The sequence below is a fragment of the Streptomyces sp. NPDC101234 genome, assembly GCF_044767525.1.
In the GTDB taxonomy this organism is placed as follows: Bacteria; Actinomycetota; Actinomycetes; order Streptomycetales; family Streptomycetaceae; genus Streptomyces; species Streptomyces sasae.
This window is the reverse complement of the sequence record NZ_JBIWOA010000030.1, coordinates 21,989-48,763: the sequence shown is the minus strand read 5'-3', so window position 1 is coordinate 48,763 and position 26,775 is coordinate 21,989. Positions and strand designations below refer to the sequence as shown.

The window sequence follows — 26,775 nt, the reverse complement described above, 5'->3', positions numbered from 1 at the left end:
GGCCGGGGCAACGGCGGCCGCCCTGAGCCGGGGCAACGGCGTCGGCCCGGAGCGCACTCGACACGCTCTCCCCATGCCTTTCCCCGACTTCACCGCGGACCGTCCCCGCACGGTCGTCGTCTGCCGGGGCTGCAGCTGCGGCGACCCCGGCAAGCACCAGGGCCCCGACCACGCCGGGCAGCTGGAACGGCTGAGGGCCGACGCGGCGGCGGGCGGGCCCGGTGTGTCCGAGCGGCCGATCGCACCGGAGCTCCAGTTCATCCGCCCGCCGAGGGGCGTCCGGGCCCGTTCCCGCCGCTGACGTGGAGTGACGGCGGGAATCCTGCGGCGGCCGGAGTGTTGAACCCTTCGTGAACGCAACCATCGCCCGGACCCGGTTCTCCGTCCTCGACCGCTCGCGTACCCGGGAGGGGCACGCGCCCGGCGAGGCGCTGCGGGACACCGTGGCGCTGGCACGGGAAGTGGAGGCGCTCGGCTATCACCGCTTCTGGGTGTCGGAGCACCACGGTGTGCCCGGGGTCGCCGGTTCGGCGCCGACCGTGCTGGCCGCCGCCGTGGCCGGCGCGACCCGGACCATCCGGGTCGGCACCGGCGGGGTGATGCTGCCGAACCACCAACCCCTGGTCGTGGCGGAGCAGTTCGGGGTACTGGAGTCGCTGTACCCCGGGCGGATCGACATGGGGCTGGGCCGGTCGGTGGGCTTCACCGGCGGGGTCCGCAGGGCCCTGGGACGCGACAGGGACGACGCCGAGGACTTCGCGGCACAGCTCGGTGAGCTGCTCGGCTGGTTCGAGGGCACCTCGCCGACCGGGGTGCGGGCTCGCCCGTCGGACGGGCTGCGCGTGCCGCCGTTCGTGCTGGCGATGGGCGAGGGCGCGGACATCGCGGCCCGTGCCGGGCTGCCGATGGTGATCGGCGATCTGCGCAGCCGCGAGCGGATGCAACGCGGCATCGACCACTACCGCGACCGTTTCCGCCCCTCCCCCTGGGCCGCCGAGCCGTACGTCGTGATCTCGGGGACCATCGCCGTCGCCGGCACCCCGGAGGCGGCCCACCGGCTCCTGGTCCCGGAGGCCTGGTCGATGGCGTACTCCCGCACGCACGGCACGTTCCCGCCGCTGCCCCCGGCGGAGGACGTCGAGGCCCGGACGATGACCGGCAAGGAGCGTGGCTTCTACGAGTCCGGGCTCGCCGGGCACATCGCCGGGACGGAGAAACAGGTGGCGCACGAACTGGACACGGTCCTCAAGGAGACCGGCGCGGACGAGGTGCTGGTCACCACCAGCACCTACGACCGCGCGGCCCTGCTGGACTCCTACCGGCGGCTGGCCTCGATCGTGAACTCCTAGACCGTCGCGGGTTTGTCCGAGCGGATCACGATCTGGCCCTCGGCCGCGTCCACCACCGCCCGTTCACCCGCGACGAGCTGGCCGGACAGCAGCAGGTCGGCGAGGCGGTCGTCGACCTCACGCTGGATGGTGCGGCGCAGCGGGCGGGCGCCGAAGTCGGGTTCGTGGCCGAGGTTGGCGAGCAGCTCCGCGGCCGTGTCGGTGACTTCGAGCGTGACGTCCTGGGCGTGCAGCCTGCTCCGGGTGTGTTCCAGCAACAGGTCGACGATCTCGCGCAGTTGGGTGCGGTCCAGGCCGCGGAAGACGATGATCTCGTCGATGCGGTTGAGGAACTCCGGGCGGAAGTGCTGCTGCAGGGCGGGCATGACCGCCTCGCGGACCTTGGTGTAGTTCTCGGTGCCGGCGGCCAGGATGCGGTCGGCGCCGATGTTCGACGTCATGATGACGACCGTGTTCTTGAAGTCGACGGTACGGCCCTGGGAGTCGGTGAGGCGGCCGTCGTCGAGGAGCTGGAGCAGGGTGTTGAAGACGTCCGGGTGCGCCTTCTCCACCTCGTCGAGGAGCAGTACGGCGTACGGCTGTCTGCGCACCGCCTCGGTGAGCTGGCCGGCCTCCTCGTGGCCGACGTAGCCGGGCGGGGCGCCGACCAGCCGGGACACCGTGTGGCGCTCCTGGAACTCGCTCATGTCCAGGCGGATCATGCGGGTCTCGTCGCCGAAGAGGGCGGCGGCCAGGGCGCGGGCCAGTTCGGTCTTGCCGACGCCGGTGGGGCCGAGGAAGAGGAAGCTGCCGACGGGGCGGTTGGGGTCGCTCATGCCGGCGCGGGCGCGGCGGACCGCGCGGGCTACGGCGGTGATCGCCTCGTCCTGGCCGACGACCCGCTCGTGGAGGTGCTCCTCCAGCTTCATCAGCCGCTCCCGCTCCTCCTCGGTGAGCTGGGCGACCGGGATGCCGGTGGTGCGGGAGACGACCTCGGCGATGTCCTCGGCGGTCACCTTGGGCGCGTGCTCCTCGGCGGTGCCCACCCGCTCCAGCTCGCCCTCGGCCTCCTTGATGCGGTCGCGGAGTTCCTTGGCGCGCTCGTACTCCTCGTCGGCGACGGCCTGGTCCTTCTCCCGGCTCAGGGCGGCGATCCGGTCCTCGATGTCCCGGGTGTCGGTGGGCGGGGTCTTGGAACGCAGCCGGACCCGGGCGGCGGCCTGGTCCATCAGGTCGATCGCCTTGTCCGGCAGGAAGCGGGAGGTGATGTACCGGTCGGACAGCTCGGCCGCCGCGACCACCGCCTCGTCGGTGATGCGGACCTGGTGGTGGGCCTCGTAGCGGTCGCGCAGCCCGCGCAGGATCTCGATGGTGTCGTCGACGGTGGGTTCGCCGACCAGGATGGGCGCGAACCGGCGTTCCAGCGCCGCGTCCTTCTCGATGTGCTTGCGGTACTCGTCGATGGTGGTCGCGCCGATGAGGTGCAACTCGCCGCGCGCGAGGGCGGGTTTGAGGATGTTGCCCGCGTCGAGGGCTCCGTCGCCACCGCCTCCGGCGCCCACCACGGTGTGCAACTCGTCCAGGAACAGCACCAGTCCGTCGGCGTGCTCACGGACCTCGTCGAGGAGTTTCTTCAGCCGTTCCTCGAACTCGCCCCGGTACTTGGTGCCGGCCACCATCCCGGCGAGGTCGAGGGAGACCAGCCGCTTGCCCTCCAGCGTCTTGGGCACCTCCCCGGCGACGATCCGCTGCGCGATGCCCTCGACGATGGCCGTCTTGCCGACACCGGGGTCGCCGATCAGCACGGGGTTGTTCTTGCTGCGCCGGGAGAGCACCTCGATGGTCTGCTCGACCTCCTCGTCCCGCCCGATCACCGGGTCCAGACGCCCGGCCCGGGCGTCCTCGGTGAGATCACGGCCGTACTCGTCGACGGTCGGCGTGGTGCTGGGCTTCTTCCGCTCCCCCGCGCCCTCGACGGGCATCCGGGTCGGCTCCCAGCCGCTGTCGCCGAGCGCCCGCCCGGCCGCCGACTCGGGGTTCGCGGCCAGAGCGCGCAGCAGGTGCTCGGGGCCGATGTACGAGGCGCCCTCGGCGCGGGAGATCTGGTAGGCGTCGAGCAGGGCCCGTTTGGCGGCCGGGGTGAGGGCGGTGGGCTCGGTCTTCGCGGCGCCGCCGTGGCCGGCGGTGAGCCGCTCGCGGAGCTGGTCGGGGTCCGCGCCGGCTTCGGTGAGCAGCCGCCGGGTGGAGTCGTGGGTGGTGGCGGCGGCCAGCAGATGGCGGGCGTCCAGTTCCTCGCTGCCCTCGGCGGCGGCGAGGTCACGTGCCTCGGCGACCAGTTCCCGGGCCCGTTCGGACAGCAGGCTGCCGATGTCGACGCGTTGCGGGCGGCGGGCCGGTGTGCCCGGTCCGGATCCGCCGAAGAAGCGGGACATCAGCTCGTCGAACTCCTCGAAGGGACTGCGTCCGAATCCGAAACCGGGAGTGTTCATGGGGCCGTGCCTTTCTGCGGTCGGCGGGAATCCGCGGTTTCCAAGCTCGCACAGGCGCGCCGGGCCCGCACGGGGACGTCCGCCGGAAAGCGGACCCCGCTGCTCCGGCCGTGACGGCTGCCGAGATGCGGACCCGGCCGCGGCCGGTGACGCTGGGGAGTAAGCCTCAACCAGCGAGGAGGGCTGCCATGTCCGTGCTGGACAAGCTCAAGGATCTACTGAAGGGCCATGAGGACCAGGCCAGGCAGGGCGTCGAGAAGGCCGGTGACGCATTCGACGAGCGGACCGGCAACAAGTACCGGTCCCAGGTCGACGCGGCCCAGAAGCAGGCCGACGACTACATCGACCGGCAGCGGGACCAGGGGAACCCTCCGCAGTAGGAAGGGGACGGGCGGGGGCGGGCTAGGATCGCGGGGTTTGTCCCTGCCCCGCGAGTCCAGTACCCAGCGAGTCGCTGTCCCGCGAGTCGCCCGTCACGGAGTTTCCGCTCGATGCCCAGCCCCCACGATCCGTACGTCCGCGTCCGCGGTGCCCGTGAGCACAACCTCAAGGGCGTCGACGTGGACATCCCCCGGGACGTGCTGGCCGTCTTCACCGGTGTGTCCGGCTCGGGGAAGTCGTCCCTGGCGTTCGGCACGATCTACGCCGAGGCCCAGCGGCGCTACTTCGAGTCGGTCGCGCCGTACGCGCGCAGGCTGATCCACCAGGTCGGGGCGCCGAAGGTCGCCGAGATCAGCGGGCTGCCGCCGGCGGTCTCGCTGCAGCAGCGCCGCTCGGCCCCCACCTCCCGCTCCTCGGTCGGCACGGTCACCAACCTCTCCAACTCCCTGCGCATGCTCTTCTCCCGCGCGGGCGACTATCCGCCGGGCGCCGAACGCCTCGATTCCGACGCCTTCTCCCCCAACACGGCGGCGGGTGCCTGCCCGGAGTGCCACGGCATGGGCCGGGTCCACCGTACGACCGAGGAGTCACTGGTTCCCGATCCGTCGCTGTCGATCCGCGACGGCGCGATCGCGGCCTGGCCGGGCGCCTGGCAGGGCAAGAACCTGCGGGACATCCTGGACACGCTCGGTCACGACGTGGACCGCCCCTGGCGCGAACTCCCCGCCGAGCAGCGCGAGTGGATCCTGTTCACCGACGAGCAGCCGGTGGTCACCGTGCACCCGGTCCGGGACGCCGACCGCATCCAACGGCCGTACCAGGGCACGTACATGAGCGCCCACCGGTATGTGATGAAGACGTTCGCGGACTCCAGGAGCCCGACCCTGCGGGCGAAGGCGGAGCGGTATCTGACCAGCGCGCCATGTCCGGTGTGCGGCGGCGACAGGCTGCGGGCGGAGGCGCTGGCGGTGACCTTCGGCGGCCGTACGATCGCCGAGCTGGCCGCCCTGCCGCTGACCGAGCTCGCCGAACTGCTCGACGGCGAGAGCCCGTCGGAGACCGCGCGGGTGCTCACCGAGGACCTGGTCTCCCGGATCGCACCGGTCGTCGAGCTCGGCCTCGGCTATCTCGGCCTGGACCGGGCGACCCCCACGCTCTCGGCAGGCGAGCTCCAACGCCTACGGCTGGCCACCCAGTTGCGCTCCGGGCTCTTCGGTGTCGTCTACGTACTGGACGAGCCGTCGGCCGGACTGCACCCGGCGGACACCGAGGCGCTGCTCACGGTGCTGGAGCGGCTCAAGGCGGCCGGGAACTCGGTGTTCGTGGTGGAGCACCACCTGGACGTGGTGCGCGGCGCCGACTGGCTGGTGGACGTGGGGCCGCACGCCGGAGAACACGGCGGGGAGGTGTTGTACAGCGGACCGGTGGCAGAGCTGGCAGGGGTCGCGGAGTCGGCCACGGCCCGCCACCTGTTCGCACGGGAACCCGCACCCGCACGCCGGCTCCGCTCCGCCGACGGCTGGTTGACGGTCGGCCCGGTCACCCGGCACAACCTGCGCGAGGTCACCGCCGAGTTCCCGCTCGGTGTCCTCACCGCCGTCACCGGGGTCTCCGGTTCGGGCAAGTCGACGCTGATCGGCGAGATCACCGAGGAGCAGGCCGGCGTCGGCCGGCTGGTCTCGGTCGACCAGAAGCCGATCGGCCGCACCCCACGCTCCAACCTGGCCACCTACACCGGCCTGTTCGACGTCGTGCGGAAGGTGTTCGCGGCCACCGACCAGGCGCGGGAGCGCGGTTACGGCGTCGGCCGGTTCTCCTTCAATGTGAGCGGCGGGCGCTGCGAAACCTGCCAGGGCGAGGGATTCGTCAGCGTGGAGCTGCTGTTCCTGCCGAGCACCTATGCGCCCTGCCCGGACTGCGGCGGGGCGCGCTACAACCCCGAGACGCTCGAAGTGTCGTACCGGGGGCGGAACATCGCGCAGGTGCTGGACCTGACCGTGGCGGGCGCGGCGGAGTTCTTCGCGGACACCCCGGCCGTGGCGCGCAGCCTGGGCACCCTGCTCGACGTGGGGCTGGGTTACCTGCGACTGGGCCAGCCCGCCACCGAGCTGTCCGGCGGCGAGGCCCAGCGCATCAAGCTCGCCGGCGAGTTGCAGCGCGGTCGGCGCGGCCACACCCTGTACCTCCTCGACGAGCCGACGACGGGGCTGCATCCGGCCGATGTCGAGGTGCTGATGCGGCAGTTGCACGGGCTGGTCGACGCCGGGCACACGGTCGTGGTGGTCGAGCACGACATGACGGTGGTGGCGGGTGCGGACTGGGTGATCGATCTGGGGCCGGGCGGCGGGGACCGGGGCGGCCGTGTCGTCGCGGCGGGCCCGCCGGCCGAGGTCGCACAGGCGGAAGGCAGCGTGACGGCGCCCTATCTGTCCCGGTCCCTCCGCTGACGACCGTCTCCGCCCCCCGAGGCGGAGCGCACCCGCCGGACGACCCACCCGACGACGGCGGCTAAGGCGTCGACTTGCTCAGGTTCCATTGGGGGACCGCCCACTGGGCACCCCGGTCGGAGCTCACCAGAGCCGCGTGCGTCCAGGCCGGTTCGTGGGTCACCGGCTGGGCGGCGTGGGCGAGGGTACGCCGGTCCGGGTGGCTGCCGGCCGCTATCAGCGGCCGTACGTCCACCTCGGCGACCAGGCCACGGGTCGTCACCACCCGCCACAGGGAGGCCAGCAACGTGTCCTCGCCGACATAGGCGGGCACGGTGCTGGCGGTCCCGCCTTCCAGGCGGTACCGCAGCCGCACCGGCTGCACGGGCGCGCCGGCGTCCAGCGCGGCCTGGAACACGGCCCGCCGGAACCGCCCCTGGGCCCGGCCGCACCAGGTGCTGCCCTCCGGGAAGGCGACCACCGCGGCGCCCTCCCGCAGCGCCCCCGCGATCCGGCCGACCGTGTCCGGCAGGGCACGCAGCCGGTCCCGGTCGATGAACAGCACGCCGGCCCCCGCCACCAGCGGCCCGGCCACCGGCCACTCGCGGATCTCCTTCTTGGCGAGCATCCGCGCGGGCCGTACGGCGGCCAGCAGCGGGATGTCCAGCCAGGAGATGTGGTTGGCGACGAGGAGCACCCCGCCGGTGGCGGGTGCGCTGCCGGTGATCCGGACCCGGACCCCGGCGGCCCGCACGAGCAGCCGGCAGAACCGCCGCACCCACTCGGCGGGTATCCTCCCCCGCAAGCGGGGGGACCCCCAGCCGAGCGGCACCAGCATGATCGCGGTCAGCATCAGGACCACGACCGCGGTGAACCGCAGCACGGCCCGGGGTACGGCCGCGAGAGACCCCACGCGTTCCACGCACGCGCCCGGGGTGCAGGGCGCGCTGGGCAGCCAGACGCTCATCAGGCCGGGACGAGCGAGAGGAAGTGCCGCAGATAGCGCGCGTTGACCCGGCGCATCGACAGCAGCACGTACATGTCGGCGACCCCGAAGTCCGGGTCGTGCGCGGGCTCCCCGCACACCCAGGCGCCGAGGCGGAGGTAGCCGCGCAGCAGGGCGGGCAGTTCGGTACGGCCCTCGGGGGCGGGTCCGGTGGGCACCCAGGGGTTCAGGGGCCGTACCCGGAACTCCTCCGGGGCGAGGTGCTTGGCCTGGACCTTGTCCCAGGTGGCGGCGGCGAGGGCGCCGCCGTCGGCGAGCGGGACGGAGCAGCAGCCGGCCAGCCACTCGTGGCCGCGGTCCACCATGTAGCGGGCGATGCCGGCCCATATGAGGCCGATCACGGCGCCGTCGCGGTGGGCGGGGTGTACACAGGAGCGGCCGACCTCGACGAGGCCGGAGCGGATGCCGGCGAGCGGGCCGAGGTCGAACTCGCCCTCGGAGTACAGGCGGCCGGCTACGGCGGCGCGCTCGGGCGGCAGCAGCCGGTAGGTGCCGACGACCTCGCCGGTGAGGGCTTCGCGGATGAGGAGGTGGTCGCAGTACGCGTCGAAGGCGTCCACGTCCAGACCCGGCTCCGGCCCGTCGAGCCGGGCACCCATCTCTCCGGCGAAGACCTGGTGGCGCAGTCGCTGCGCGGCCCGGACGTCGTCCTCGTCGCGGGCGAGCTGCACCAGATAGCCGGAGTCCCCGGTCGGGGCGGCGAGAGCGGGGGGTGAGGCGGGCATGGCGGTCATGGAGGTCTCCTGCGCCGAGCGGAAGCTGAGGAAATCTGCACCTGCTTTCTTCCGTGGCAGGCTGGACTCGGCGTGACGTGCACGGGACCCGTGGATGTGCGACTGCTGAATGCCGGGGGTCGCACCCTTTCCGGTCACTCACAGACGCCTGAGAGTAACGCTGCCGTGGTCAAACGGCCGTAAAGAAACGCGAGACGGGGCCGGTGAGCACCACACCGACCCCGCCCGTCCGCACCTTCCGGCGAACGTCTGTGACTTTTCAACGCCCCGAAGGACAGCGCCCCGTAAGGGGCGCCGGGCTGCATTTGATATGCGGCTGCCGCCGCGCGGGCGCGACCAGCCACATCGCGCCCGCACCCCGCAACGGCGCTACCTCTTCCCCACCTTCCGGCTGGCCCGCAACCACTCACGATTCATACTCGTGATCGACACCAAGGGAATCCCCTTCGGGCAGGCCGTCGCGCACTCCCCCGTCAACGTGCACCCCCCGAACCCCTCCGCATCCATCTGCGCCACCATGTCCAGCACCCGCGTCTCCCGCTCGGGCGCCCCCTGCGGCAAGACGTTCAGGTGATTCACCTTGGCGGACGTGAACAGCATCGCCGCCCCGTTCGGGCAGGCGGCGACACACGCCCCGCACCCGATGCACTCCGCGTGCTCGAAGGCGAAGTCGGCGTCGGCCTTGGGCACGGCCGTCGCGTGGGCCTCCGGCGCGGACCCGGTCGGCGCGCTGATGTACCCGCCGGCCTGGATGATCCGGTCGAACGCCGAGCGGTCCACCACCAGGTCCTTGATCACCGGGAACGCGGACGCCCGCCACGGCTCGATGTCGATCGTGTCGCCGTCCTTGAAGGACCGCATGTGCAGTTGACAGGTGGTGGTCCGCTCTGGCCCGTGCGCGTCCCCGTTGATCACCAGGGAGCACGCGCCGCAGATGCCCTCGCGGCAGTCGTGGTCGAAGGCGACGGGGTCCTCGCCCTTGAGGATGAGCTCCTCGTTGAGGGTGTCGAGCATCTCCAGGAAGGACATGTCGGAGGAGATGCCGTCCACCTCGTACGTGGACATCGTGCCGTCGGCGTCGGCGTTCTGCTGTCGCCAGACGCGCAGGGTGAGCTTCATGCGTAGCTCCGCTGGGTGGGGTGGACGTACTCGAAGACCAGGTCTTCCTTGTGCAGGGTCGGAGCCTCGCCGGTGCCGGTGAACTCCCAGGCGGCCGCGTAGGAGAACTCGTCGTCCCGGCGGGCCGCCTCGCCGTCCGGCGTCTGCGACTCCTCCCGGAAGTGGCCGCCGCAGGACTCGGCGCGGTGCAGCGCGTCGAGGCACATCAGCTCGGCGAGTTCCAGGTAGTCGACGATGCGGTTCGCCTTCTCCAGGGACTGGTTGAACTCCTCGCCCGTCCCCGGCACCTTGATGCGCCGCCAGAACTCCTCGCGGATCTGCGGGATGCGCTCAAGTGCCTTGCGCAGCCCCGCGTCCGTCCGGGCCATACCGCAGAACTCCCACATCAGCTCGCCGAGTTCACGGTGGAAGGAGTCGGGGGTGCGGTCACCGTCGACGGACAGCAGCAGGTTCAGCCGGTCCGCGGTCTCGGCCAGCACCTCCTGGACGACGGGGTGTTCGGCCGTCACCGCCTCCTGGTGGGGGTTGCGGGCGAGGTAGTCGTTGATGGTGGCCGGCAGGACGAAGTAGCCGTCGGCCAGGCCCTGCATCAGCGCCGAGGCGCCGAGCCGGTTGGCGCCGTGGTCGGAGAAGTTGGCCTCGCCGACCGCGAACAGGCCGGGGACGGTGGTCTGCAGGTCGTAGTCGACCCACAGTCCGCCCATCGTGTAGTGCACGGCGGGGTAGATCCGCATCGGCACCCGGTACGGATCCTCGTCGGTGATCCGTTGGTACATGTCGAAGAGGTTGCCGTACTTGGCCTCGACGGCCTTGCGCCCCATCCGCTCGATGGCGTCGGCGAAGTCGAGGTAGACGCCCTGCCCGCCGGGGCCCACGCCCCGCCCCTCGTCGCAGACGTTCTTCGCGGCGCGGGAGGCGATGTCGCGCGGGACCAGGTTGCCGAAGGACGGGTAGATGCGCTCCAGGTAGTAGTCGCGCTCGTCCTCGGGGATCTGGTGGGCGGGCCGGGTGTCGCCCTTGGCCCTGGGCACCCAGATCCGGCCGTCGTTGCGCAGCGACTCGCTCATCAGGGTGAGCTTGGACTGGTGGTCGCCGGTGCGCGGGATGCAGGTGGGGTGGATCTGGGTGAAGCACGGGTTGGCGAAGTAGGCACCGCGCCGGTGCGCCCGCCAGATCGCGGTGGCGTTGGAGTTCATGGCGTTCGTCGACAGGTAGAAGACGTTGCCGTAGCCACCGCTCGCCAGTACGACGGCGTCCGCGAAGTACGTGTCGATCCTGCCGGTGATCAGGTCCCGGGCCACGATCCCGCGCGCCCGCCCGTCGACGACGATCACATCGAGCATCTCGGTCCGCGGATGCATCTCCACGTTCCCGGCGGCGATCTGCCGGCTCAGCGCCTGGTAGGCGCCGAGAAGCAGCTGCTGCCCCGTCTGGCCGCGGGCGTAGAAGGTCCGGGACACCTGCACACCGCCGAAGGAGCGGGTGTCGAGCAGACCGCCGTACTCACGGGCGAACGGCACGCCCTGCGCCACGCACTGGTCGATGATCTCGACGGAGATCTGCGCGAGCCGGTGGACGTTGGACTCGCGGGCCCGGAAGTCGCCGCCCTTGACGGTGTCGTAGAACAGCCGGTGGACGGAGTCGCCGTCGTTGCGGTAGTTCTTCGCCGCGTTGATCCCGCCCTGCGCGGCGATGGAGTGGGCTCGGCGCGGGGAGTCCTGGTAGCAGAACTGGACGACGTGGTAGCCCTGTTCGGCGAGGGTGGCCCCGGCGGAACCGCCGGCCAGGCCGGTGCCGACGACGATCACGGTGTGCTTGCGCCGGTTGGCGGGGTTGACCAGCTTGGCCTCGAAACGGCGCTTGTCCCAGCGCTCGTTGACGGGGCCGGAGGGGGCCTTGGCATCGGCGACGGCTTCGCCGGTCGTGTAGTTCACGTAGTCGGTCATGGTCAGCTCACCACTCCGGTCATGACGCCCACGGGTACGGCGATGAAGCCGGCCGTGAGCAGCAGTGCGAGGACGTTTGCGACGGTCTTGAGGGCGCGGTCGCGGGTGCGGCTGCCGACGCCGAGGGTCTGGGCGGCGCTCCAGAAGCCGTGCCTCACATGCAGGCCGAGCGCGAGCATCGCGACGATGTAGATCACGTCGCCGTACCAGGTGGAGAAGGTGTCCACGACGTTCTGGTACGGGTGGCCCTCCTGGAAGCCGCCGGAGTGCACGGTGCCGGTGGTCAGGTCGAGGATGTGCCAGACGATGAACAGGGCGAGGATGATCCCGCCCCAGCGCATGGTGCGCGTGGCGTAGGACGCGCGGGGCTTCTTGTGCACGTACTTGCTGGGGCGTGCCTTGATGTCGCGGCGGCTGAGCTGGTAGGCGGACGTGGCGTGGGCGACCACGGCGACGACCAGGACGATCCGGATGAGCCAGAGCGTCCACTCGTAGTGCATGAACGGTTCGCCGATGGTACGCAGCCAGTGGGCGTAGTGATTGAACTCGCCCGCCCCGAAGTAGATCTTCAGGTTCCCGATCATGTGCACCACCAGGTAGAGCAGCATGATCAGGCCGCTGACGGCCATCACGGTCTTCTTGCCGACGGAGCTGTCCCACATCGTGCGCGCCATGGACGGCCGTCGGTCCGTCCGCGTTGCCAGAGCCATGCTGAGGACGGTAGGGCCGAACGGCCCCATCGGTCCAAGACATGGTCCGGCTTGATTCGATAGCCAGGAGCTATCGTGTCACCATGCAGTTCCAGCAGCTTCAGTACTTCGTCGCCGTGGCGGAGACCCGGCACTTCACCCGGGCCGCCGAGCTGGTGCATGTGGCCCAGCCCTCACTGTCCCAGCAGATCAAGGCGCTGGAGCGGGAGCTGGGGGCGGATCTGTTCCTCCGGGCGCGGGGGAACATCACGCTCACCGACGCGGGCGAGGCGCTGCTGCCGCTGGCTCGGCGGATCCTCGCGGACGCGGACACGGCCCGGCACGAGGTGCAGGAACTGGTGCAGCTGCGGAGCGGCCGGGTGCGGCTGGGGGCGACACCGAGTCTGTGCACGGGGCTGCTGCCGGACGTGCTGCGGTCGTTCCATGACCGCTATCCGGGGATCCAGCTGCTGATCGAGGAGAGCGGGTCCCACGATCTCGTACGGGAGCTGGCGCGCGGGGCGCTGGACCTGGCGCTCATCGTGCTGCCGCTGCCGCCGGCGTCGCCCGCGCTGACCACGGTGGAGCTGTTGCGGGAGGACCTGGTCGTGGTGTCCTCACCCGAGGCGACGGTGCCCGGGCGGGGGCGGGGCGGGGTGAAGATCGCCGACCTGGAGGGAGAGCGGCTGGTGATGTTCCGGCACGGGTACGACCTGCGGGAGCTGACCGTCGCCGCGTGTCGCTCCGCTGGGTTCGAGCCGGGCTTCGCTGTCGAGGGGGGTGAGATGGACGCGGTGCTGGGGTTCGTGCGGGCGGGTCTTGGGGTGGCCGTGGTGCCGCGGATGGTGGCGGCGCGGTCGGGGCGGGGGTTGCGGGTCACTCCGTTGGCTCGGCCGGGGTTGCATCGGACCATCGCGCTGGCTCACCGGAGTGATGTGGCGCCGCCTCGGGCCGCGCGGGAGCTTCAGCGCATGTTGTTGGAGAGGTGACGGTGCCCGGTTGCGCCCTTGCGGGTAAGCGCCGTTCGGGGCTGCGGGTACGTTGTGGCTGGTCGCGCAGTTCCTCCCCCAGCCTTCGGCCGGGGGCACCCCCAGCGCCCCTTAGGCATACCGCAGCCCCCGGCGTCAGCAAGCTCAGCCTGTTGCGTCCACCAGTGCTAGTTCGTGGAGACGCTCGGGTGGGCCCGGGCGGGCGTAGTACCAGCCCTGGGCCGTGTCGCAGCCCAGTATGCGGAGTTGTTCGGCCTGGGCGCCGGTCTCCACGCCTTCCACCGTGACCGCGAGGTCCAGGCTGTGGGCCAGGGAGACGATGCCTTCCACGATCTTGAGATCGACCGGGTCCGCCGGGAACTGCTGCATGCTCTGGGTGAAGGAGCGGTCCAGCTTGAGGATGCTCACCGGCAGGCGTCGGAGGTTGGCCAGGTTGGAGTAGCCCGTGCCGAAGTCGTCCAGCGCGATGTCGACGCCCATCTCGGCGAGGCGCCGCAGGGGTTTGAGGAGGTCGTCGTCGGCGCCGATCAGCGCCGACTCGGTGACCTCCAGGCAGAGGGCGTCGGGGGCCACCCCGGTCCGCTCCAGGATCTCCACCGTGTCCTGGACCAGGCCGGGGTGGCTGAGCTGGCACGGGGACAGGTTGACGTTGATGCGCAGCGGGCCGGCAGTCGTGTCGTCGCCGTAGCGTTCTCGCCACTCGCGGGCCTGGCGGATCGACTCCTCCAGCACCCAGCGGCCCAACGGGACGATGAGACCCGTGTGTTCGGCGAGCGGGATGAACCGGTCGGGGCCGAGGACGCCGTGCTGCGGATGCAGCCAGCGGACCAGGGCCTCGGCGCCGCGGACGCTGCCGTCGCCGAGGTGGACCAGCGGCTGGTACTCGATGAAGAACTCGCCCCGGTCCAGCGCGGCGGGCAGCGCCGTCGTCAGGCCGTGCCGGGTGATCGCGCGGGCGTCCGCCTCCGGGTCCGCCAGCTCGGAGCGGTTGCCGCCCGCCGACTTGGCCCGGTACATCGTGATGTCGGCGCTGCGCAGCACCTCGGCCGGGGTGCGCTCGCCCGCCGGGCCCTCGACGATGCCGATGGAGCCGCGGACCAGGAGTTCGCGGCCGTCGATGCTGATCGGGGTGACGAGCGCGTTCATGATGCGGTCGGCCAGGTCGTCGACCTCGCGCTGGGTGGCCCGTCCGGTGGTCAGGGCCACGAACTCGTCGCCGCCGAGCCGGGCGACCATCTCGCCGGGCGCGGTCGCGCAGGACTGCAGCCGGTCGGCGACCTCCACAAGAAGTCGGTCGCCGGCGGAGTGGCCGAGACTGTCGTTGATGGTCTTGAAGCCGTCCAGGTCGAGGTAGCACAGGCCGAAGCGCTGGCCCTCGCCGGCCGACAGGGCCTTCTCCAGGCGCTCGAAGAACAGCGTGCGGTTGGGCAGGCCGGTGAGCGCGTCGTGGGTGGCCTCGTAGCGCAGCCGGAGGTTGAGCAGCCGGCGCTCGGTGGTGTCCTCCATGAGGGCCAGCTGGTACTGCGGCTCGCCGTCCGCGTCCCGGAGCAGGGAGACGGTCAGGTTGGTCCACAGGACCGTACCGTCGGAGCGGTTGAACGCCTTCTCCACGTGGTAGTGCTCGCGGTCGCCGCGCACCAGCTCCTCGTAGAGCCGCCAGGTCTGGGGCGCGTCCTCGGGGTGCGCCCACTCCAGGACGTTGCGGCTGCGAAGGGTCTGCTCGGAGCCGCCGAACATGCGCAGCAGCGCGCCGTTCACCTGGAGGACGTTGCCGTCGAGGTCGGCGATGCCGATCCCTATCGCCGCGCCCTCGAAGACCGCGCGGAAGCGGGCCTCGCTCGCGTGCAGCGCCTGCGCGACCACACCCTGGGCGCGCAACGCGGCCTGGGCGATGGCCTCCTGCTCGGCCAGGGTGCGCTCACGCAGCGCCTGGGCGAACCCGGCGGCCATCGCGTGCTGGATCCGCGAGGAGCGCATCCGCAGCTCGTCCTGGGGGCCGTCGGCGCCGCAGTACAGGGCGAGATAGGCGTCCACGCAGTCGAGGGTGCGGGTGAGCGCCTCCGGGTCGGTGCAGTGCGCGTCGATCAGCGCGGCGCCCACCTGCCGGGCCTCGTCGGCGTCGAAGCCGTGCGCGAGGAGCACCTCGCTCAGCCGGCGGGCGAGCGGCAGGAGCTGTTCCTCGAACTCCGGCCTGGTCAGGGACGTCGAGGTCACCGGGAACACCGCCCGGCTCCAGATCGTCGCGAACCGGCGCAGTCTGTCCTCCGGGCCGTCCGGCTCCGCGCTCACGCCGCGATCCCCACGCCGGCGAATCCGGAGAAGGCATACGGATCCTCGTCCTCCGGCGCCGACTCCGGCCGCCAGTGCGGCATCGGCACCAGTCCGGGTTCCACCATGTCGTACCCCTCGAAGAACCTTGCGATCTCGTCGCGTGAGCGCATGATCAGCGGGTTGCGAATGTCCTTGTATACGTCCACCGCACCCTCGGCCCGCTCGGCCGGCAGCGGGATTCCCTCGTACGAGGCATGCGTGAGAACAAGGAGGCTGCCGGGCGCGAGTGCGTCGCGCAGCTGTGCCACCGCCTCGTACGGGTCGTCCGTGTCTTCCACGAAGTGAAGTATGGCAACGAGGAGCAAGGCCACTGGCCGATTCAAGTCGATGAGGCGCTCCACCTGAGGGCTCGACAGGATCTCCTGGGGCTTGCGGAGGTCGGCGGCGACCACGTCCGTGTCCTCGTTGCCCGCGAGCACGGCCTGGCTGTGTGCCACGGCCACCGGGTCGTGGTCGACGTAGACCACGCGCGCGCCGGGGTGCGCGGTCTGTGCCACCTCGTGGACGTTGCCGAAGGTGGGGATGCCGGAGCCGATGTCGAGGAACTGGTCGATACCGGTGCCCACGGCGTGGCGGACGGCGCGGCGCATGAAGGCACGGTTGGCCTGCATGATCTTCGGCAGGCCCGGCATGTAGGTCATCGCCTTGCGGGCCGCTTCCCGGTCGACCTCGAAGTTGTGCGAACCGCCCAGGTAGTAGTCGTAGATACGCGAAACGCTCGGCACCGAGATGTCGATGCTCCGTGGGGCCCAGGCGGGACGCTCCATGTATCTCTCCAAGGCTTAGGCGATCCGGTGTTCGAGCAGAGGCTACTGATCGCCTGCGAACGGGGCGAGCCGAAACGGAAATTGACCGTCCGTTCCCGGTCAGGAGCAGGGAATTCCCTGAGCGTTTCGAGGGGAGTTTGAGGGGTGTTCGGGTACTCCGTCCGGGGCGCATCAATAGGCGCCCCGGGACGCGAAGGAGCCCGCCCCCTCCGTGCGGTGTGGAGGGGGCGGGCGGTCGTGCGCCGTTTTGTTCGTCGTCCGGGACTCTCGCTGGCCTCTGCCCTCCCTTCCGCGATACGCGAATGTGGACTTGGGCGGGGCGATCAACCCTGGGGAGGTGATCCCTAATTGCTCGGCGCGCCGACCAGCTTTCCTTCGGGCGAGACGGCGTACCAAGTGCCGCCCACGCCCTGTCCGTTGGTGTCTCCGGCCTTCGCGTCACCGGAGAAGGTGTAGATCGGCCAGCAGTTGACCGTCTGCTGCTTCTGGCCGTTGTCGGGCCGGGTGAAGCCCATCAGGCCCTTCTTCACGATGCCCTTGGTGTCACTGGAGGCGACCTCCGCGACGGCCGGCCACTTCACCAGGCAGGGACCGGTGCAGTTCGAGACGACCTTGGGCCACGCCTTGTCCTTGATGAAGCGGTAGACCGTCATGCCGTTCTTGTCGACGATGATGTCGCCGAGCTTGGCGTCCTTGCGGACCGACAGGCCGGGCAGGGAGGCCAGCGTGGCCTTCTTGCCGGTGGGGGCGAGCGCGAACCACTTGCCGCCCACGCCCTGGCCGTTGACGTCACCGGCGTTGACGTCCTTGACGTAGCGGTAGACCGGCCAGCCGCCGACGGTCAGCTGCTTGGTGCCGTCGGCGCGGGTGACCTCGCCGAGCAGCGCCTTGTCGATGCCGGCGCCGGCCGAGGCGTCGCCGGCGGGCACCGGCGGCCAGGTGGTGGCGCAGTCGCCGTTGCAGTTCGACTTCGGCGGGTTGGCGGTGTCCGCGTCGAAACGGTAGAGGGTGAGGCCGCTGCCGTCGGTCAGCACATTGCCCAGGTCGGGGTTGCTGGCAACGGTCAGCTTGCCGGCGGGGGCGACCGCGGCCGGGGAGCTGGAGGCCTGGTTGCCGTCGGCGCCGTAGCCGTTGCCCGCGCCGGTCGAGGCGGAGGGGTTGGTGATGCTGCCGATGCCGGCCGGAGCCGTGGCACCGACGTTCTGGGCCGCCGAGGACGGAGTGGTCGCGTTGTTCGAACCGCACGCCGTCGCGAACACCATCACCCCCGCGGCCGTGGCCACCAGCGAGGCGCTCCTCCACGAGGTCTTCATCGTCAACTCCCCATAATCGCCTGGATTTTGCAGCGCCTCTGCGCCGCCGCACGACACCAGGTACGGATGCCGGGGGCCGAAGTGTTCAACCGGCTCACAAATTTCTTTCGGGACACCGTGCTCCCGCGTCCCGTACCGCACGGGCATACGCTTCGAGCCATTCGCCGACCGGTGTGATTCAAACCGGTTTACGGCGACTGTCCCCCGTTCGGGCCAATCCCTCCCTACTCCGGCGTGCGACGGCGCCCAACGCCTCATGATCTCGCTCGTGCATGCACCCGAAGTGACCCGACTCGCGCCCGTCCCGCGGGCGTTGGCCCTGGTGACGTTGGTGTGGGCCCTGGTGGGCTGCCCGGTCGGCACGGCCTCGGCCGACGCCTGTGCCTACGCCTCGACGGGCCCTGCCGGCATACAGGCCGTGGCCGTGGCCGGCGACGTCCAGGCCGTGGCCGTCGCCGGCGACTCCTGGCCCACTCCCCCGTGCCCGCCCCCCACGCCACCGCCCTGCCCCACACCCACACCCACACCCACACCCACACCCACACCACCGCCGCCACCACCACCACCACCACCACCACCGAAACCCACCCCTACGCCGAAGCCGACACCCAAACCCTCGCCGAAGCCGGCCCCGCCACCGCCGCCCCGGCGGGCACCGGCCCCCAAGCCCGCGCCCACCCCGCCGCCGGCTCCCAGGCCCAGGCCGGTGCCCACACCCACCCCGCCGCCCAAGCCGAAGCCGCGGCCCTCACCGACCCCGGTGACCTACCCGCCGTACCACGTCCAGTCGACCGGCGCGGCGGCCCCGAACCGCACCTCCCCGGTCACCTACGTCCTGCTCATCGCCGTACCCGCGATCATCGCCGTCGCCGCGTTCCGCGCGCGCTGACGGCCGGCCCACTGATTTCTGGAGGCTTCGTTGCCGGATTGGCTTGTTCTCGTCCTCGCGATGCTCGCGGCCGTCGCCGTGGTGGTCGTCATCACCCTCGTACGCGACAAGAGGGCAGCGGAGGACGAGGATCCCTCCGAGACGCCGGACGTCATCGAATACATGACCATGTGGATCGGCGTCATCTACGCCATCGTCCTCGGTCTGGCGGTGGCCGGGGTGTGGGAGGCCCGCAGTGCCGCCCAGGACCATGTGCAGGCGGAGGCGCAGGCACTGCACGAGATCCATGAGCGGGTACGGGTGTATCCGCCGGACGTCCGCGACCGGATCCGGGCTGACGTCGACGACTACGCCGAGCAGGTCGTCGGCAAGGAGTGGAAGGTGATGTCCCAGAAGGGGCACCTCACGCAGCAGGGTGCCGACCTGCTCGCGAAGATCCGTCAGGACGTGACCGACTACCAGCCGAAGACCGACTTCGAGGCGCAGGCCTACCAGCCGCTGGTGGACCAGGTGGCCGCCGTCGACCAGGCGCGCAGCGCCCGCGCCGACTCGACCGGGGCGACCATGCCGAACGTGGTGTGGTTCGGACTGCTGACCGGAGCCGCGATCACCATCGGCATGGTCTTCGCGCTGCAGATCAGGCGCACCCGCCGGGAGTTGATCCTGGCGGGGCTGTTCTCCGCGACCATCGCCTTCATGCTGTACCTGATCTGGGACTTCGACGAGCCCTACAGCCGGGGTATCACGGCGACGTCGCAGCCCTTCCTGGCCCTCTTCCCGCACATCAGGGGCTAGGGCTCCCGGAAGTCGGCCCGGGGGACATCGGCGGCGCGCCGCGGGTGTCCCCCGGGTGCCGCAGCCGCATCACCCGGGCGGCCCACTCGATTCCCCCGTTCGCGCGACTGGGTTCGCGCGCATGTGCGGGTGTTCCTAGCGTTCCGATCATCGAGGTGCATTTCCGGCACTGGCGGAACAGGTCCGCAAGCCGCTCCTCGGAGACCGGAGGAACCACATGCGCGCGATACGCGTCGCTTCGGCCGCACTCCTGGGCGTCGGTGCCCTCGCCCTCTGCGCTCCGGCCATCCTCGCGAACGACGGAAGCGACGGGAGTCAGGATTCCGGCCGCGAAAGCGCGTCCCTCGGATTCCGGGTCACGCCGTCCACCGTCGCGGCGGGCGGCCGGGTGAACCTGCACCTGAATCGCGACGACAGCTGCCGGGGCGCCGCGACGGTCTCCTCGGGTCTGTTCGACACCGTCCGTATCCCGGCGGGACAGGACTCGGGAACGGCCACGGTCAACCGGGACGTGCGCTCGCTGGCGTCGTACCGGGTGACGTTCAACTGCGACGGGGCGAGCGCGTCGACCGAACTGGCCGTCTCGGACGGAAACGGTGCCGGCCGTTCGGACGGAGCCGGTGGCGGGCGCACGGACGGAAACGGTGCCGGGCGCACGGACGACCAGACCGGCGGACGTGCCGACGCGAGCACGGGCGGCCGTACCGGCTCGGGCACGGACGGACGTACCGACGGACACACGGACGCGGGATCCGGCGATCACAGCGGCGGGCGCACGGACGGCGGCACCGACAACGGCACCGACAGCGGCGCGCAGCTCAACCCGCAGCCCCTCCCGCCGAGTCACGGCGTCCAGGCCGGTGCGGGCGGCAGCTTCGGCGGGTTCGACCTCACGGAGATCGGCCTCGGCGCAGCGCTCGTCGTGGGCTCGGTCGGTACGGCGTACCGCATCGCACGCAGGCACACCGGCGAGGACGGCTCCTGAGCGCGTCCCGACCGCCGGTTCCCCCGCGGGTTCTCGCCCCGGTTCCGCGGGGGAACGGAGCGAGAACCCGTCGACGGCGTGTGCGCCCCGGCTCGCGGCGGGGCTCGAGATGGTCAGAACCGCTTCTCGTGACGCCGGCGCAGCCAGAACCCGCACCCCGCGAGCACGGCCGCGCCCACCAGTCCGCCGCCGATCGCCATGTCGGTCGGGGTGGCCCCGTTGGACACGCTGCCGCCGAGCCCGGCCTGCACCCCGCCGAGCTGGAGGCGGTCGTCGCTGTCCATCTCGTTGGACATGTTGCCGTCCGTCCCGCCGATCACGTTGAAGGCGGACGGCCGGGTCAGGGACGGGCCGTCGTCACAGATGACGGTGAGGTCGTACGGGCCCGGGTGGGCGTGCCGGCGGATTCTGGCGGAGCCGCGTGCCATGTCCGAGCCGAACGGGAACAGCCTCGGCCTGTCGACGAAGGCGGAGGACACCATCGTGCCCCTTCGGCAGCCGTTGACGGTGACGACGACCTCCTCGCCCCCCGCGACCGTGCGGGGCTGCACGACGATGTTGCGCACGCCGTCACCCCGGCCGCGGAAGTCGCCGCCGAGCCCTTCGTCGCCCCGGCCGCCGAGCCCTTCGCCGCCCCGCCCACCGAACCCTTCGCCGCCCCGCCCACCGAAGTCGTCACCGCCCCGCCCGCCGTAGCCGTTGTTGAAACGTCCGTCACCACCGAACCCGGGTACGACGACTCCGGGGACCGCGACACCACCGATGCCGGCGACACCGCCGACACCGCCGACACCGGCGAAGCCGCCGACACCACCCACACCACCGATGCCGCCGACACCACCCACACCACCGACACCGGTCCCCGGGGCGACGCCCGTCCCTCCGACGACCGGGGCCTGCGTATTGGGCGGGCCGCCGGGGTTGCCCAGGCCGTCGGCGACGGCCATGGGGGCGGCGGCACCGAGAACGGCGACCACGGTGCACGCGGCCGCCAGCGCACGTGAGTTTCGCATCTCTTCCTCCGCGGAAGGCGCCCCGGGAACCGTCCCCGGTGGATCGGCGAGAAAGCGCCTCCCGACTAGACCCTCAGATGCCGTGAACACGCCCGCATTTCGAGAATGGTCCGTCCTGGTGATCAGACACGCCGTCAGAAAAGCGCACAATCGGATATTGCCGCAGGTCACGGACCGTCAGAAAAAATCTGCGAACGGCAACTCGGATGGCGCACCGGAATGCCCTCCGGCCACCCGTTCGCCCGTCGCCCCGTCGCCGCACGCGCGCGCGGGACTTAGCGTTTTCCCATGCGCGATACGGACATGGGAGCAGCCGCGTCGAGAGGGGATGGCGAATGTCTGCGTCCGGACTTTCCGAGCTGGCCGAAGAGGAGGAGCGGCGGCGGAAGCGTGCCCCCTGGGGGGTGATAGCGCTTGTTCTGCTGACCGGTCTGGCGCTGATTCGGAACGGTTCGGGAGAGTTCGACGTCGGTCCGCCACAGCCGGCCTCGGCCGCCGCCCCCGACAGCCGCACCACGGTTCCGGACACCTTCGCCACGGCACCCGTGCCCGCCGCACTGCCGTTCGCCGCGGCGGACCGGATCCGGATTCCCGCGATCCGGGTCGACGCGCCCGTGATGGGGGTGGGGCTGGACACGGGCGGCTGGATCGCGGCGCCGCCGCCGGACGACCCCAATCTGGCCGGCTGGTTCACCGGGGGCGTCTCGCCCGGGGAGAAGGGGACCTCGGTCGTCGTCGGCCATGTCGACAACTCGAAGGGGCCGGCGGTGTTCTACGGCCTCGGTTCCCTGAAGAAGGGAAACCAGATCGAGGTCGACCGGAAGGACGGCAGGACCGCGGTCTTCGAGATCTACGGGATCGAGGTCTTCGCGAAGGCCGGTTTCCCGGGCGACCGGGTCTACGGTTCCAAGGGCACACCGGAGTTGCGGGTCATCACCTGCGGCGGCGGCTTCTCGAAACAGAACGGCTACGACGGGAACGTCGTGGTGTTCGCCCGCCTGGTCGGGGCCCACTGAGGCCTCCACTGGGCGGGCTGGGGCTGTCCGGCGGATCAAGTCGCAGGAAAGCAGCCGTGACTGTTCAGCCGAGGTGAGCGGGGCCGTGGGGGTCCCTCCCGCGCGAGGTTGTTCGAGCGTGGGGGAGCGTCCGACTGCAAGGCGGAGGAGGCGTAGACATCAGCCGCTGCCGCGGCGGGCGACGCGGTGGGGGCACCTCCCGGCCGAAGGCTGGGGGACGTCGCTGACCGACGACAACGCCGCTGGGGGTACCCCCTCTGAGGCAGGACGCACCAGACCCCGCGTCTGCGGCATGATCCGCCGGGCAGCCCCCGGGGCCCGTTCAGGTGCGGCGGCGTGGGACGGTCAGGTGGTAGCCGTTGTCCAGCAGGTAGGGCAGGTACTCGCGCAGCGCCTTGACGCTCTGCGAGCGGTCGCCCCCGGCGTCGTGGGAGAGGACCACGACACCGGGGGCGGCGCCGTGCTCGACGATGTCGACGATGGTGCGGGTGCCCGGGGTGGTCCAGTCGGTGCTGTCGACGGTCCAGGCCATCGGCTCCATGCCCATCTCGGCGCCGAGCTGGAAGGCCGCGCGGTTCCAGGCGCCGTAGGGGGCGCGGAACCACTGGGGGCGTTCGCCGTAGGTGTCCTCGATGGCGTCGCTGGTGCTCGCCATCTCGTCGCGGATCTCACTGCGGTTCATGGTGGTCAGCAGCGGATGCGTCCAGGTGTGGTTGCCCACGACATGCCCCTCCTCCGCCATCCGCGCGACCAGCTCCCGGTTCACGACGATGCACTCCCCGCACAGGAAGAACATCGCCCGCACGTCGTACTTGGCGAGGGTGTCCAGGATGTGCGGGGTGTAGTTCGGGTTGGGGCCGTCGTCGAAGGTGAGCATCATGCGCCTGCCGCTTTTGGGGATCTCCATGATGGGTTCCGTGCGGACCCTGAGCTTGCGCGGCTCGGTACGCGGCGGGCCGTATCCGGTGAGCGGCTGGAGCCGGAAGGCGGAGGACTTGAGCGCCGAGCGGGGCGGCGGTCCGGCGGCGGGTACGACGGTACGGGCCGCGTCCTCGGCCTCGCTCGCCAGCACGACTCCCGCGGTGCCCGCGGCCCCCAGTGCGGCGGCGCCGGCGAGCAGCAGCCGGCGTCGGGTGAACAACTGATCCTTCTCCATGACTCATCAGTCGCCCGGTGCGGCTCCGGCGCACCACATCGCCACCGGTGTGGCGGGAGGAAAACACCCGCACGGCCCAGAGCCGGAAGGATTCAGCGGCCCTCGGCCGCCTCGCTCAGCGGCGGCGGACCAGGGGGAAGGGCAGCGTCTCGCGGATCGTCAGGCCGGTGAGGAACATGACCACCCGGTCGACGCCGAGGCCGAGCCCGCCGGTGGGCGGCATCGCGTATTCGAGGGCGTCGAGGAAGTCCTCGTCGAGTTCCATCGCCTCGGGGTCCCCGCCGGCGGCGAGCAGCGACTGGGCGGTGAGCCGGCGGCGCTGTTCGAGGGGGTCGGTCAGTTCGGAGTAGGCGGTGCCGAGTTCGGTCCCGAAGGCGACCAGGTCCCAGCGTTCGGCGAGCCGCGGGTCGGTGCGGTGCTGCCGGGTGAGCGGGGAGACCTCGGTCGGGAAGTCCTTGTAGAAGGTGGGCAGCTGGGTGCGCTCCTCGACCAGCCGCTCGTACATCTCCAGTACGACGTCTCCGGGCCCGTCGTCGGCGGTGTACGGCACACCGACGCGGTCGCAGTGCCGGTGCAGCCGGAGCAGTTCGCTGCCGGGGCCGATCTCCTCCCCCAGCACCTCGGAGATCGCCCCGTACACGGTCTTGACCGGCCACTCACCCGAGATGTCGTACTCCCGTCCGTCCTTGCGGGCGACCGGCGAGCCGTGGGCGGCGGTCGCGGCGCCCTGGATCAGCTCGCGGGCGAGGTCGAGCATCACGTCGTAGTCGGCGTACGCCTGGTAGGCCTCCAGCATCGTGAACTCGGGGTTGTGCTTGTGGGAGACGCCCTCGTTGCGGAAGGTGCGGCCGAGTTCGAAGACCTTCTCCAGACCGCCGACGCACAGCCGTTTCAGGTACAGCTCGGGGGCGATGCGGAGATAGAGGTCGAGGTCGTAGGCGTTGATGTGGGTGGTGAAGGGGCGGGCGTTGGCGCCGCCGTGGATCTGCTGGAGCATCGGGGTCTCGACCTCCAGGTAGCCGCGGTCGAGCAGACCCTGGCGCAGCGCCTGTACGGCGGTGGAGCGGGCGCGGACGACGGCGCGGGCGGCGGGACCGGTGGCGAGGTCGAGATAGCGGCGGCGGACCCTGGCCTCGGGGTCGGTGAGGCCGCGGTGCTTGTCGGGCAGCGGGCGCAGGCATTTCGCGGTGAGCTGCCAGTCGGTGACGAAGAGGGTCGGCTCGCCCCGGTCGCTGACGCCGGCCCGGCCGGTGGCGGTGATCTGGTCGCCGATGTCGGTGTCGGCGGTGAACCGGTCGAGGGCGGGTCCCGAGCCGTCGCGGGTGAGGGCGAGCTGACGGTCGCCGGACCAGTCGCGCAGCACGACGAAGACGATGCCCCCGAAGTCACGGACCAGCATGATCCGCCCGGCGACGGTGGCCGTCTCTCCGTCGCGGACGTCGGCGAGGGCATGGGTGGGCCGGACGGTCGCCACCGGGTAGGGGTCGACGCCCGCCGCGCGCAGCCCGTCGAGCTTGCGCCGGCGCACCCGGAACTGGTCCGGCAGGCCCGCGCCCGGCGGTCCGGGCCCGGTCTCGTCCCCTCCTTCGAGACCGGGCACCGGCAGGGACGGCAGCCCCTCGGCGGGCCGCGGTCCCGCCTTCGGGTGCCCCTTTCCCCAGAGTTTGCGCAGGGACGGTACGGGGACGAAGCCTTCGGCGATTCCGGAGGCGAGGCCGATCCGGGCGAGGGAGCCGGCGTCGCCGTAGCAGAGGAAGCGTGGGTACCACTCGGGTTGGTACTTGGCGTTGGAGCGGTAGAGGGCCTCCAGCTGCCACCAGCGGGAGAAGAACAGCAGCAGCCGGCGCCACAGGCGCAGTACCGGGCCCGCGCCGATGCGGGCGCCTTCCTCGAAGACCGAGCGGAAGACGGCGAAGTTGAGCGAGACGCGGTGGACGCCCAGTTTGGGGGCGGCCGCGCACAGGTCGGCGACCATGAACTCCATGACCCCGTTGGGCGCGGCGCGGTCACGGCGCATCAGGTCCAGGGAGATGCCGTCGCCGCCCCAGGGGACGAAGGAGAGCAGGGCGAGCAGCCGGCCGTCCTCGGCGATGGCCTCGACCAGGAGGCAGTCGCCGTCGGCGGGGTCGCCGAGCCGGTCCAGGGCCATGGAGAAGCCGCGTTCGGTCTCGGTGTCGCGCCAGGCGTCGGCCTTGTCGACGACCTCCTCCATCTCGGTCTCGGTGAGGGTGGCGTGGCGGCGGACCCTGGTGGTCGCACCGGTGCGGCGGACGCGGTTGACGGCCTGCCGGGTGACCCGCATGTCGCGGCCGCCCAGGTCGAAGTCGGCGACGTGCAGGATCGCCTCGTCGCCGAGTTGCAGGGCGCCGAGCCCGGCGCGGACGTAGGCCTTGGCGCCGTCCTCGGAGGCGCCCATCACGGCGGGCACCCAGGCGTGTCGGCGGGCCACGTCCTGCCAGGCGGCGATGGCGTGCGGCCAGGCCTCCGGGTCGCCGACGGGGTCGCCGCTGGCCAGGCAGACGCCGGCTTCGACGCGGTGGGTGACGGCGGCCTTGCCGCTGGGCGAGAAGACCACGGCCTTGTCGCGCCGGGTGGCGAAGTAGCCGAGGGAGTCCCGGTCGCCGTAGGCCTTGAGAAGGGCGCGGATACGGGCCTCCTCGTCGCCGTGCAGGGCCGCTTCCAGGCGCTGTGAACGGAACAGGGTGGCGGCGGCGTTGAGCAGCGCGAGGGCGCCGAAGAGGCCGAGGAGGAAGGCGACGGAGCGGGGCGGCCGGCCGGCGTAGGTGTGGACGGGGACCAGGCCGCCGCAGACCCGGTCGGCCGCCCAGGCCAGGTGCTGGCCGTGCGGGAGCGTGCCGGGGAAGAGCGAGACCAGGCCCCAGCCGGCCAGGATCGCCACCGCCAGACCGATCAGGAGGACGGCGAGGGCCCTGCGTACGGCGGCCCGGCGGGAGGCGGCGTAGAACTCCCGTCGCGCCACGATCAGCAGGGTCAGGGCGAGCCCGCACACCAGCAGTGAGCTGAACGAGTACCAGTCGAAGCCGAAGGCGACCACCAGGACGTCGACCAGCGCCAGCAGACCGAAGTAGATCACCAGCAGCCACCAGGCGACCTTCTTGCGGGCGGCGGTGGCGCCGCCGAGGAGGAAGAGGAAGACCGCGTAGGCGAGGTTGGGGCTGACGGGCACCACGACCGCGTCGAGGAAGTACACGACCGGGTGGAGCAGCACGCGCAGCGGGGCGATGAAGGAGAGCAGGGCGCACAGCAGGGCGAGAGCGCCGAAGAAGGTCCCGAAGGCCTCCGGCACCCAGGTCAGTCGCCCGCCGCCGGGCGGGCGTATCGGGCCCGCCGTCTCCCTGCCCGTGGCGGGCTCCTCGGCGGCACTCATGTTCCGACTGTAGGA

21 protein-coding genes are annotated in these 26,775 nt (G+C 71.4%); 9 read left to right on the top strand and 12 right to left on the bottom strand.

The window, feature by feature from the left end; translation table 11 throughout:
- The first annotated feature begins 73 nt into the window (after positions 1 to 73).
- Together ACIRR9_RS40480 and ACIRR9_RS40475 are read left to right on the top strand one after the other, a co-directional pair.
- Complete coding sequence (locus tag ACIRR9_RS40480; RefSeq protein WP_403762964.1) at positions 74 to 301, top strand: hypothetical protein; 228 nt, start codon at positions 74 to 76, stop codon at positions 299 to 301.
- A 49-nt stretch (positions 302 to 350) separates the two neighbouring features.
- A complete protein-coding gene (locus tag ACIRR9_RS40475; protein ID WP_403762961.1) occupies positions 351 to 1,349 on the top strand; it encodes an LLM class flavin-dependent oxidoreductase in 999 nt (332 codons plus the stop codon).
- On the opposite strand, the gene ACIRR9_RS40470 is transcribed toward ACIRR9_RS40475, so the two are convergent.
- Positions 1,346 to 3,817, bottom strand: a complete 2,472-nt coding sequence (locus ACIRR9_RS40470; RefSeq protein WP_403762958.1) for an ATP-dependent Clp protease ATP-binding subunit — start codon at positions 3,815 to 3,817, stop codon at positions 1,346 to 1,348. The two genes, ACIRR9_RS40475 and ACIRR9_RS40470, sit on opposite strands and share 4 nt — an antisense overlap.
- A gap of 188 nt (positions 3,818 to 4,005) precedes the next feature.
- On the opposite strand from ACIRR9_RS40470, the gene ACIRR9_RS40465 reads away from it, so the two are divergent.
- Positions 4,006 to 4,197 carry an antitoxin gene (locus tag ACIRR9_RS40465; RefSeq protein WP_403762955.1) on the top strand — a complete coding sequence of 64 codons (192 nt, stop codon included), beginning with the start codon at positions 4,006 to 4,008 and terminating at the stop codon, positions 4,195 to 4,197.
- A gap of 111 nt (positions 4,198 to 4,308) precedes the next feature.
- Positions 4,309 to 6,645, top strand: coding sequence for an ATP-binding cassette domain-containing protein (locus ACIRR9_RS40460; RefSeq protein WP_403762952.1), 2,337 nt, complete (start codon positions 4,309 to 4,311; stop codon positions 6,643 to 6,645).
- Between the two features lie 61 nt (positions 6,646 to 6,706).
- On the opposite strand, the gene ACIRR9_RS40455 is transcribed toward ACIRR9_RS40460, so the two are convergent.
- The 5 genes from ACIRR9_RS40455 to ACIRR9_RS40435 form a co-directional block, all read right to left on the bottom strand.
- Positions 6,707 to 7,591, bottom strand: coding sequence for a lysophospholipid acyltransferase family protein (locus tag ACIRR9_RS40455; RefSeq protein ID WP_403762949.1), 885 nt, complete (start codon positions 7,589 to 7,591; stop codon positions 6,707 to 6,709).
- A complete protein-coding gene (locus ACIRR9_RS40450; RefSeq protein ID WP_123979026.1) occupies positions 7,591 to 8,364 on the bottom strand; it encodes a GNAT family N-acetyltransferase in 774 nt (257 codons plus the stop codon). Before ACIRR9_RS40450 ends, ACIRR9_RS40455 begins: the two co-directional genes overlap by 1 nt.
- 369 nt (positions 8,365 to 8,733) lie before the next feature.
- Positions 8,734 to 9,483 carry a succinate dehydrogenase/fumarate reductase iron-sulfur subunit gene (locus ACIRR9_RS40445; protein ID WP_403762946.1) on the bottom strand — a complete coding sequence of 250 codons (750 nt, stop codon included), beginning with the start codon at positions 9,481 to 9,483 and terminating at the stop codon, positions 8,734 to 8,736.
- On the bottom strand, positions 9,480 to 11,429 hold the full coding sequence (locus ACIRR9_RS40440) for a fumarate reductase/succinate dehydrogenase flavoprotein subunit (protein WP_403762943.1): 1,950 nt from the start codon (positions 11,427 to 11,429) through the stop codon (positions 9,480 to 9,482). Before ACIRR9_RS40440 ends, ACIRR9_RS40445 begins: the two co-directional genes overlap by 4 nt.
- 2 nt (positions 11,430 to 11,431) lie before the next feature.
- Positions 11,432 to 12,103: a succinate dehydrogenase gene (locus ACIRR9_RS40435; RefSeq protein WP_365337175.1), complete on the bottom strand. Its 672-nt coding sequence runs from the start codon at positions 12,101 to 12,103 to the stop codon at positions 11,432 to 11,434.
- A 119-nt stretch (positions 12,104 to 12,222) separates the two neighbouring features.
- Here ACIRR9_RS40435 and ACIRR9_RS40430 point away from each other — a divergent pair, with 119 nt between their 5' ends.
- The gene (locus tag ACIRR9_RS40430) at positions 12,223 to 13,107 is read left to right on the top strand and encodes a LysR family transcriptional regulator (protein ID WP_123979023.1); all 885 of its coding nucleotides are present in this window, start codon (positions 12,223 to 12,225) and stop codon (positions 13,105 to 13,107) included.
- Between the two features lie 144 nt (positions 13,108 to 13,251).
- Here ACIRR9_RS40430 and ACIRR9_RS40425 read toward each other — a convergent pair whose 3' ends face one another.
- The 3 genes from ACIRR9_RS40425 to ACIRR9_RS40415 all read right to left on the bottom strand — a co-directional run bounded on the left by ACIRR9_RS40425 (position 13,252) and on the right by ACIRR9_RS40415 (position 17,518).
- On the bottom strand, positions 13,252 to 15,396 hold the full coding sequence (locus ACIRR9_RS40425) for a putative bifunctional diguanylate cyclase/phosphodiesterase (protein WP_403762940.1): 2,145 nt from the start codon (positions 15,394 to 15,396) through the stop codon (positions 13,252 to 13,254).
- The gene (locus tag ACIRR9_RS40420; protein ID WP_123979021.1) at positions 15,393 to 16,205 is read right to left on the bottom strand and encodes an SAM-dependent methyltransferase; all 813 of its coding nucleotides are present in this window, start codon (positions 16,203 to 16,205) and stop codon (positions 15,393 to 15,395) included. Before ACIRR9_RS40420 ends, ACIRR9_RS40425 begins: the two co-directional genes overlap by 4 nt.
- Before the next feature lie 344 nt (positions 16,206 to 16,549).
- Positions 16,550 to 17,518 (bottom strand): SCO0930 family lipoprotein, encoded by a 969-nt coding sequence (locus ACIRR9_RS40415; protein WP_403762936.1) that lies wholly within the window; start codon positions 17,516 to 17,518, stop codon positions 16,550 to 16,552.
- Positions 17,519 to 18,224: 706 nt separating this feature from the next.
- Here ACIRR9_RS40415 and ACIRR9_RS40410 point away from each other — a divergent pair.
- The 3 genes from ACIRR9_RS40410 to ACIRR9_RS40400 all read left to right on the top strand — a co-directional run bounded on the left by ACIRR9_RS40410 (position 18,225) and on the right by ACIRR9_RS40400 (position 20,187).
- Positions 18,225 to 18,407, top strand: coding sequence for a hypothetical protein (locus ACIRR9_RS40410; protein WP_403762934.1), 183 nt, complete (start codon positions 18,225 to 18,227; stop codon positions 18,405 to 18,407).
- A gap of 30 nt (positions 18,408 to 18,437) precedes the next feature.
- Positions 18,438 to 19,202 (top strand): DUF4239 domain-containing protein, encoded by a 765-nt coding sequence (locus tag ACIRR9_RS40405; protein WP_403762931.1) that lies wholly within the window; start codon positions 18,438 to 18,440, stop codon positions 19,200 to 19,202.
- A 217-nt stretch (positions 19,203 to 19,419) separates the two neighbouring features.
- Positions 19,420 to 20,187, top strand: a complete 768-nt coding sequence (locus ACIRR9_RS40400; protein WP_403762928.1) for a hypothetical protein — start codon at positions 19,420 to 19,422, stop codon at positions 20,185 to 20,187.
- A gap of 113 nt (positions 20,188 to 20,300) precedes the next feature.
- Here ACIRR9_RS40400 and ACIRR9_RS40395 read toward each other — a convergent pair whose 3' ends face one another.
- Positions 20,301 to 21,200 carry a hypothetical protein gene (locus ACIRR9_RS40395; protein WP_403762926.1) on the bottom strand — a complete coding sequence of 300 codons (900 nt, stop codon included), beginning with the start codon at positions 21,198 to 21,200 and terminating at the stop codon, positions 20,301 to 20,303.
- Between the two features lie 335 nt (positions 21,201 to 21,535).
- On the opposite strand from ACIRR9_RS40395, the gene ACIRR9_RS40390 reads away from it, so the two are divergent.
- Positions 21,536 to 22,216: a class F sortase gene (locus tag ACIRR9_RS40390; RefSeq protein WP_123979015.1), complete on the top strand. Its 681-nt coding sequence runs from the start codon at positions 21,536 to 21,538 to the stop codon at positions 22,214 to 22,216.
- Between the two features lie 322 nt (positions 22,217 to 22,538).
- Here the strand turns inward: ACIRR9_RS40390 and ACIRR9_RS40385 are convergent, their stop codons facing one another.
- Together ACIRR9_RS40385 and lysX are read right to left on the bottom strand one after the other, a co-directional pair.
- Entirely contained in the window at positions 22,539 to 23,372 is an 834-nt protein-coding gene (locus ACIRR9_RS40385; RefSeq protein WP_403762922.1) for a polysaccharide deacetylase family protein, read from the bottom strand.
- Positions 23,373 to 23,487: 115 nt separating this feature from the next.
- Entirely contained in the window at positions 23,488 to 26,760 is a 3,273-nt protein-coding gene (lysX, locus tag ACIRR9_RS40380; RefSeq protein WP_403762920.1) for a bifunctional lysylphosphatidylglycerol synthetase/lysine--tRNA ligase LysX, read from the bottom strand.
- Between the last annotated feature and the right edge of the window lie 15 nt (positions 26,761 to 26,775).